The sequence below is a fragment of the Tardiphaga sp. OK246 genome, from assembly GCF_900188215.1.
Taxonomy (GTDB): Bacteria; Pseudomonadota; Alphaproteobacteria; order Rhizobiales; family Xanthobacteraceae; genus Tardiphaga; species Tardiphaga robiniae.
The window spans coordinates 420,597-428,436 of record NZ_FZOX01000004.1 but is presented as its reverse complement, the minus strand read 5'-3'; the positions used below and the strand labels follow the sequence as shown (position 1 = coordinate 428,436).

Annotated in this window: 8 protein-coding genes; all 8 read right to left on the bottom strand. The window is 62.2% G+C overall.

Annotated features, from left to right (window positions below; translation table 11 throughout):
• Positions 1-158: 158 nt before the first annotated feature.
• Positions 159-1,190: a FecR family protein gene (locus tag CHC01_RS20350; RefSeq protein WP_089266045.1), complete on the bottom strand. Its 1,032-nt coding sequence runs from the start codon at positions 1,188-1,190 to the stop codon at positions 159-161.
• Positions 1,190-1,735 carry an RNA polymerase sigma factor gene (locus CHC01_RS20345; protein ID WP_283805462.1) on the bottom strand — a complete coding sequence of 182 codons (546 nt, stop codon included), beginning with the start codon at positions 1,733-1,735 and terminating at the stop codon, positions 1,190-1,192. Before CHC01_RS20345 ends, CHC01_RS20350 begins: the two co-directional genes overlap by 1 nt.
• A gap of 41 nt (positions 1,736-1,776) precedes the next feature.
• Entirely contained in the window at positions 1,777-2,436 is a 660-nt protein-coding gene (locus CHC01_RS20340) for an STN domain-containing protein (RefSeq protein ID WP_141137134.1), read from the bottom strand.
• Positions 2,437-2,854: 418 nt separating this feature from the next.
• On the bottom strand, positions 2,855-4,003 hold the full coding sequence (locus tag CHC01_RS20335) for an acetyl-CoA acetyltransferase (RefSeq protein ID WP_089266042.1): 1,149 nt from the start codon (positions 4,001-4,003) through the stop codon (positions 2,855-2,857).
• Positions 4,000-4,422, bottom strand: coding sequence for a Zn-ribbon domain-containing OB-fold protein (locus CHC01_RS20330; RefSeq protein ID WP_089266041.1), 423 nt, complete (start codon positions 4,420-4,422; stop codon positions 4,000-4,002). The genes CHC01_RS20335 and CHC01_RS20330 overlap by 4 nt, the downstream gene beginning before the upstream one ends.
• Complete coding sequence (locus CHC01_RS20325) at positions 4,419-6,071, bottom strand: long-chain-fatty-acid--CoA ligase (RefSeq protein WP_244558441.1); 1,653 nt, start codon at positions 6,069-6,071, stop codon at positions 4,419-4,421. The genes CHC01_RS20330 and CHC01_RS20325 overlap by 4 nt, the downstream gene beginning before the upstream one ends.
• A 34-nt stretch (positions 6,072-6,105) precedes the next feature.
• Positions 6,106-6,471, bottom strand: a complete 366-nt coding sequence (locus CHC01_RS20320; protein ID WP_176454650.1) for a nuclear transport factor 2 family protein — start codon at positions 6,469-6,471, stop codon at positions 6,106-6,108.
• 25 nt (positions 6,472-6,496) lie between these two features.
• Positions 6,497-7,810 carry an aminotransferase class III-fold pyridoxal phosphate-dependent enzyme gene (locus CHC01_RS20315; RefSeq protein ID WP_089266039.1) on the bottom strand — a complete coding sequence of 438 codons (1,314 nt, stop codon included), beginning with the start codon at positions 7,808-7,810 and terminating at the stop codon, positions 6,497-6,499.
• Positions 7,811-7,840: the final 30 nt, after the last annotated feature.

Below are 7,840 nucleotides of genomic sequence, written 5' to 3'. Positions count from 1 at the left end.
CTCGTACTGGAGAGACGGCAGCGACCCCGATCACCGTTCCGATGCCCGCGGTCCCCTCCCTGATCCTTCTCGAAGACCGAGACCGAAAAAATAGTCCGAGATAAATTGCGTCCGTCAGAGAGAATAATTTTCCAGCTTGCGGGCCTCTCCGCGCCGTCTCAGCCGAGCAGCACGATATCGCCGGGCAAAGTGGTCACCGACGCTCCGAAAACCTGTTGGATTTGCGCAACAACGCTGTCGATATTCGCGATCTGAAACCATGCATTGAACAACCGGCGCCCCAGCGCTGCATTGGTCACAATGATGCGGCCTGATCGATAGCGATTGATTTCGGCGACAGCTTCACTGAGCGGCGTCGACTCAAACATCAACACGCCTTGCTTCCAGGCGGTCGCAACGGCTGGGTCGACCGCCGTGACCGCACCCAATCCGCGCGCAGAATAGGTCACCTGCTCGCGTGGATGAAGACGAACCTTACCATTGCCCTGAATAACGTCGAGTTCACCCGCAACGCATGTCGTACAGACGACGTCGCCTTCATAACGAACATTGAAACTCGCATCGGCCGTGGCGATGCGCCCGTCTGCAGCGACCACCTCAGTCGAGCGGCCATTCTCGCGCTGTGTTGCAATCGCCGCTTCCCCGCCGATCAACTTGATGCGCTCCACTGCATCTGCCGGCGCCCCGACAACGATGCTCGTGCGCGTGTTCATTTCGACGGATGAACCTCCGGACAGCACGATGCTGCGTTGCTCACCGGGCGCCGTTCGATAGTCAGCGGCCAGTTCGGACAATGAGGGCCAGAGCCCCAGCGGCGGATGCACCGCGAAGTACAATGCGCCGGCAGCCGAGGCCGCAAGCGCCCCGCCAAGAAATGCCCGCCGTCCGACAGATATCCTTTGCCCGGGACGATGCAGCTGGGGTGCACCCGCCAGCGCGTCACCAGCTGGCCCGATCGCTTCCCAAAGCTTGCAAGCGCGGGCGAACGCCTCCGTGTGCGCAGGGTCGCTGGACGACCACTCCTTGAAGACAACCAACTCAGCCGCGGTGACATCGCGCGCTGCAAAGCGCGTCAGCCAAGCGTGCGCTTCACTGTCCACGCCGGTCAGAAATGACGCCGGATGCTCGGGAATGTCGGCAACCATCGTGTGTCCATTGTCTGCCAATACGGGCGTCGCAGCACCGGACATCAGACCGGCCCCTGCTCTGTCGGAGATTCGTCAGGTTGCTTGGGGCCAAACCTTCTTATGACTTTTCTTTCAAGACGCAACTCACAATGGGCGAGGGCATGCTTCAGCTCGATCTCGACGAGACGCTGCGAGATGCCAAGATTCTCGGCTATTTCCCGTAGCGGAACGTCCTTGAGTCGCGAGGCCAGCAGAATGTCGCGGCGACGCGGCGTCAACTCCGCCAGAGCACGCACAAGCGCATCCAGCTCCGAGCGCGCGATCGAGGCGCGCTCGGGATCTGGCTCATCATCGGCGAGACCGATCGCCATCTTGGCGTCCGTGAGAGTCACGAAGCGGCTTTCAGCGCCCCGGCGCTTTAATGCGACGTTGCCTGCCATCTGCAGCAGATATTGTTTGGGGCTAAGGACGGTCACGGTCGAGGCCACGTTCTCGATCCGCAGCCAAGTCTCGTGCAATGCGTCACTGGCCAGCTCGACCGATCCCAGGCGGCGCGTCAATCTGATCCGCAGCTCGTGATAGCCGTGCAGAAAGAATTGTCGCAGCACATCGCGGCTGGAAATGCTCACGGGCGGCCCAACATGCGCATTCAGCGTCCCGCCATTGTCGTGGAATCGATGCAGCCACTTGGCTCGCCGGCGGTCCGGGCAAGGATAGCGACGATCACGGGCTGCGGCATTCCCGGCGGAGGCGCACCACCGATCGACAACCCGCTCAGCGCGCCGGCAAACACCTTTTCACTGCCGCGATCATCCGCGGGATCGAGAAATTGTGTGCGTTGAACGATGCCTGACGACGCGATCCATATCCGCAGCAGCGTGTCGCTGTTGCTTGGTCGTGTTTCGGCGCGTCTGCAGAGCACCTGGGAGACGCGAGTCTCTACTGCTGAAAAATAGGACTGATAGGTGATATTGGCGGCCCGCGATGGCGATGCCGCGGTGATAGTGAACCTGTCCGGACCGGTCGACCGTGTCACAAGGCCGGTCCCGACAAGCAACTCACGCAGCGCATCCTCCGGCATTCGTAAACCTATGACGGCACTGGAATGCCGACCAATTGCCAACTCGCCATCGTAAAAAATCTCGAGACCCGACGCCGCGCCGTAGGCGCTGAGTGCGGACGCAAGCGGCTGCGCGGCAATCGCGAACTGATGCAGTGACTTCGTCTGCGCAAACGCGGCATCGCCAAACAGCGTCAACGACAGGCCAAACATGAGCGTGCGGCATAGCCCCACACTCCGGCCCTGCATGCGAAGTCCTGCATGCCGCGTCAACGCACACCCTCATTTTCACAGAAATGTCACACCCTAGGCGTGTGAAGCTATGCAGTCACTGTTACAGTTTAATGTCAGCGCGTGGCTGATCGAATTGCCGTCAAGGCGTTTGCGAGCGGCTACGATGCATCAATTCTTTAATAGCGCTTGGAATCACTTGCTCAGAGGCTGCCTTCAAAGTCCAAAAGCGATTGCCTTCGCTCGTGATCACTCCATTGGCTCTGCTTGGCCGTCTCGGAGCCGGCAGCTCTAATAAAAGCGATGCATCGACCTGGATAACATCGCCGGCTCCCGGACCCTGATCAATAGGAACCATGACGCCATTGGCAACACCGCGTGTGGTCACACATGATCGCCCATTATCCACAAAGTGTGAGCATCAACAGATCTGTCATTACAGCGTGTTGGCGCCGCCAAGCACGGCCGTAAATTCATGCGAGAAGGTGCAACCATTGCCATGAGCGATCGCGATCTCGGCATCCGCGATCTGCCGTGCGCCGGCATTGCCGCGCAATTGCTCCGTCGCTTCGATCAGCGTGAACAGCCCATACATGCCTGGATGTGCAAACGACAATCCACCGCCATTGGTATTGACCGGCAGAGCGCCACCCGGCGCGATCCGACCGCCGGAGACAAACGCGCCGCCCTCGCCTTTCTTGCAGAATCTCATGTCTTCCAGGAACATGATGACATTGATGGTGAAGGCGTCGTAGAGCTGCAACACATCTACGTCAGCCGTGGTGATGCCCGCCATCTCGAACGCGCGCGGCGCGCATTCCGCCGTCGGCGTCGTACAGAAATCCGGGATCTGCGAGACCTCGCGGCTCCAGCTCGCCCCGGCGCCGCCGAGGAAATAGACCGGCTTGTGCTTCAGCGCTTTCGCACGATCGGGACTGGTGACGATGACGGCAGCACCACCATCGCTCATCAGACAGCAATCCAGCCGCGAGAGCGGATCGGCCACCAGCGGCGATGCCAGCACGTCTTCGATGGTCAGCGGCGCCTTCATCGTCGCATCGGGATGCAGCTGCGCCCATTGCCGCGCGGCCACGGCAACTTCCGCCATCTGCGCGCGCGTGGTGCCGTATTCGTACATGTGACGGGCGGCACACATCGCGTACCCCGGCAGCGGTGACATCAGGCCGTAGACTTTCTCGAAGGTCGGCAGTTCGTGGATGCCGAAGGTGCCGGCCCCTTTGAGGTTGGAGCCATAGGCGATCAGCACCGTGGTGCAGAGCCCTGCCTCGATGGCCATGGTCGCCTGCAGGAGATGTGACAGGAAGGACGAGCCGCCGGTCATGTCGGAGCACGCCCATTTCGGACGGATGCCGAGATATTCCCCCATCGAGAGCGTCGGGAACATGTGATACAGCGTGCCACCGCAGATGCCGTCGATGTCCTTCAACTGCAGACCCGCATCGGCGACCGCGCGCGCAGTGGCGCCGGCCATCAGATCCATCGAGGACAGACCGGGCGCGCGGCCGAGGCCGTAGGAGCCGATACCGACGATGGCGCTCTTGCCACGCAACGACGATGCGGTCATGGCGCGGCTCCCACGGGACGAAACAGCACGATGGGCTGTTCGCTATTGGCATAGGCGCCGAAATCGACCAGTGCGATCACCGCCTGCACGCGCATGCCGATATGAACCTCGTCCGGAGCGCACTCGATGACGCGGCTAAGCATGCGGACGCCTTCGTCGAGATCAACGACGCAGGCATTGTGGTCGCCGCCATGCTTCGCGGGCCGCCGCATGATGGTGGTCGAATAGACCGTGCCGAAGCCACTGACTTCGACGAATTCGAGATCGTCTGCGCCGCTGCGGGGCGCGATCAGGCGCGGATAGAACACATATTCGCCGGTCGAGCGCGAACGCTGGATCATCAGTCTGCCGGCGCGCAGATGGGCCCAGAACTGTCCTTCGGGACCAAGCCCGGCCGCTGGCGAGGTTGCTGTCGTCATGTCCACTCCGCTTCCTGCAGCGACCGCCAGCTGATCTTGTTGCTTTCCGAGCGCGGCAGGCTATCGACCAGCACCACCGAGCGTGGCGTCTTGTAATTGGCCATGGCGCCACGCGCCCAGCCGATGATGTCGTCTGCCGTTGTCGACGCCTTGGCCGCATCATACAGGACCACCAGCGCCTTCACCGACTCGCCGCGATAGCTGTCCGGCGTCGAGATGATACAGCACTCCTTGATGGCGGGATGGCCATACATGATGGACTCGACTTCCGCCGGCCACACCTTGAAACCACTGACATTGATCATCCGCTTCAGCCGATCGACAGCAAAGAAATAGCCGTCGCGATCATGATATCCGAGATCGCCCGTGCGCAGGAAGCGCTTGCCACCCAGCGTGACGAATGCGGCCTCGTTCGCTTCGGGCTTGTTCCAGTAGTTCTGCAGCACCTGCGGGCCGTTGACGACGATCTCGCCGATTGCGTCACTGCCGAGCTCGGTCAGCGTGTCGGGATCAATGATCCGCGCGTCGGTCTGGTGCACGGCGATGCCGAGGCACTGGCGCCTTGGCGCTTCCATCGGATTGATGTGGGTCGGCGACATGGTCTCGGTCATGCCGTAGCCCTCAACGAATTCGAGGCTAAAGCGGGTCTTCAGCCGCTCGGCCACCGCCACCGGCATCGCCGCGCCACCTCCGGTGATGACCTTGAGCTTCGCAAAACATTCTTCGCGAAATGCCGGGCTGGAGAGCACGTCGACGATCATGGTCGGCGCCGCATTCCAGAAGGTCACGCCATGGGCCTCAAACAGATCAGGAATCAGGTCCTTGTCCCAGCGCGCCATCAGCATCAGCGTCGCGCCGACCGAGATCGCCGCATTCATCGAGCCCTGCATGCCCGCCACATGAAAGAACGGCTGCGCGCCAGTCAGCACGTCATCCCTGCCGAGCCGGTACCAGCGCGCTTGCAACACCGCCGTGAACAGCACGCTTGAGTGCAGATGCATGCAGGCCTTAGGCTTGCCTGTCGTGCCGGATGTGTAAGGGAACAGGCAGAGATCGGCGGGTGTGGCGGTCATCGGCGACGGCGTCTCGTTGCGCGCGATCACATAGTCCCAGGCGCGCCAACCCGGCGCCGTGGGGCACGCCCCGTTTTGCGTCACGCAGGCAGGCAGCGTGTAAGGCGATGTCTCGGGTACATAGTCGTGATAGTGCGCGACGATGATGCTGTTGATGGTGTTGCCAAGCAGCGGTGCAAAAACATCGACGAGATCGCTGCCGACGATCGCCATCGTGGCGCCGCTGTCGGACGCGATATAGTCGAGTTCGGCGGTCTTGTTCATCGGGTTGATCGGCACGACCACCGCATCGGCCCGCATGACCGCGTAATACGCGATCACATATTGCGGCGAATTCTGCAGTGCGACCATCACGCGGTCGCCGCGCTTCACGCCGCAGGCATTCTGCAGATAGCCGGCGAGTGCGTCGACCTGCCGTAATAATTCCGCGTAAGTGAGAACTCCGCCGTAGAACAGCGTGGCCGGATGATCCGGCCGCGCCGTCGCCGCCCGTACCAGCGCATCGTAGAGGACGCCCTCGGGCAACGGCAGCGTGTGCGGCTCACCGGGTGGCCAGAACGGAGAGACGTCACTCACGGCAAGCCTCCTGACACGGTCCTCATGCAGATACTCAGGCGAAGAAGTGCCAGACCTTGGCAATGATCTGCCAGCGGCCGTCGATCTTGATGAAGGAGAGTTCGTTGACGAAGCGCTTCGGCAGATACATGTCCTTGACGCGGGCATGGGCCGTTGTCGGCGATGCCACAGACACGCTCACGATCTCGTCCTCGCGCGGGTCGCCCCGCGACGCCGATGACGGCCGCGCGGCAACCATGCCCATATAGGTTTCGAGATCGAGATTGACGAGCGTGCCATCGGTTACCGAGGACAGCCGCACCTGCGGGTGCAACACCCGACGGAAACCGGCAACATCACCGTGATACAGCGCTTCGAAATAGCCGGCGATGACGGCGCGGATGTCCTGTTCGTCTTGCATCTTCAAGTCTCTGTTGTCGTGTATGTCAGTTGAGGCCGCCGGAACGCGCATGTTCCTGGTCGGCAAGTTCGAGTCCGTGGTCGAGCGCTGCGAGCAGCCGCTCAGCATCCTGCTCGCTGATGATCAGCGGCGGCGCCAGGAACAGTGAGGTCTGCTCGCCGCTGGTGCCGATCACGGCTCCGGCTTCCATGGCCCGTGCGGCGACGCGTGAGGCGATCGGATTTTCCTTGGTGTCGGCGGCCCATGAACGCCAGTCGGGCCCGTGCAGTTCAACGGTCCAGTGCAGGCCCTGCCCCGCGACGCGGCTGACGCTTGGATGACTGCGCGCAATCTCAAGCAGGCGTTTTTTGAAAAACGCTTCCATCGCACGCACGCGCGCCAGGATGTCTTCTTCCGTCACCACATTCAGATAGGCGCTGATGGCGGCCATGCTGATCGGATGGCCGCGCAGCGTGCCGTAGTTCTGCCAGCTCGATCCCTTGAGCCGCTCAACGATCTTCTTGGACACGATCACGGCAGCGACCGCCGCAGCGCCGCCGCCGAGCGACTTGCCCATGGTGACGATATCCGGACGGCTCTTGGCGCCCTGGAAAGCGAACCAGCGGCCGGAGCGGCCGGCGCCGGTGACGACTTCGTCGGCAATCCAGATCGAATTCGCCTTGGCGGCGTGATCAGCGACTTCGTCCTGATAGTCGCCGTCGTAGTAATTGCCGCCCTGCGTGTAGTCGATGATGGTCGCCGCTGTATCCGCCAGAATAGTGCCAGCATCGGCGAGCACGTCCTTGACCGGCTGATTGCTGAGCGGCGCGCCATAGATCGCCCCGTCAGGTGCGGGCAGGATCTTCACCGGCGCCATCGGGGCGGGCAGACGCGAACCGCCGGCCTGCACGGCGAGCCCACCATGCCAGTGCGGCTGCACGGTCATGCTGCGCGACAGACCGACGAGGCCGTGATAGGCGCGCTCGCGCGTCGCCAATGCCGTCTTCTGCGACAGGGCTTGGCACAACGATAGCGCCATGTCGTTAGCCTCGCTGCCGCTGATGCAGAAGCGCACGCCGCCGACCCAGTCCTCCTCGCCCGCAAAGGCTGTGCCGATCAGATCGTCCGCGGCTTTCTCGCGGCCAATCCAGGTCCAGCCCTCATTCACTACCGGCGTATCCGCGGCTGCACGAATGGCTTCCACCATTTTCGGGTGGCGATGACCGAGCCCGCCACCGGTGTTGCTGCCGTCGATCAGGCGACGCCCATCTTGCAGATGGAAATAGACGCCTTCGCCACCGACCACGGTCAGAGGGGCGCTGTCGCCGGCATTGAGGCCCGTCCGCAAAAGTCTGCTCATCGATTATCCTTCTTGCACTTGCGGAGGTGC

Coding starts and splice junctions, on each gene's coding strand:
- CHC01_RS20350 (WP_089266045.1), bottom strand. CDS start 1,190: ATGTCCGGTGCTGCGACGCCCGTATTGGCAGACAATGGACACACGATG.
- CHC01_RS20340 (WP_141137134.1), bottom strand. CDS start 2,436: ATGCAGGGCCGGAGTGTGGGGCTATGCCGCACGCTCATGTTTGGCCTG.
- CHC01_RS20335 (WP_089266042.1), bottom strand. CDS start 4,003: ATGACCGCATCGTCGTTGCGTGGCAAGAGCGCCATCGTCGGTATCGGC.
- CHC01_RS20330 (WP_089266041.1), bottom strand. CDS start 4,422: ATGACGACAGCAACCTCGCCAGCGGCCGGGCTTGGTCCCGAAGGACAG.
- CHC01_RS20320 (WP_176454650.1), bottom strand. CDS start 6,471: ATGCAAGACGAACAGGACATCCGCGCCGTCATCGCCGGCTATTTCGAA.
- CHC01_RS20315 (WP_089266039.1), bottom strand. CDS start 7,810: ATGAGCAGACTTTTGCGGACGGGCCTCAATGCCGGCGACAGCGCCCCT.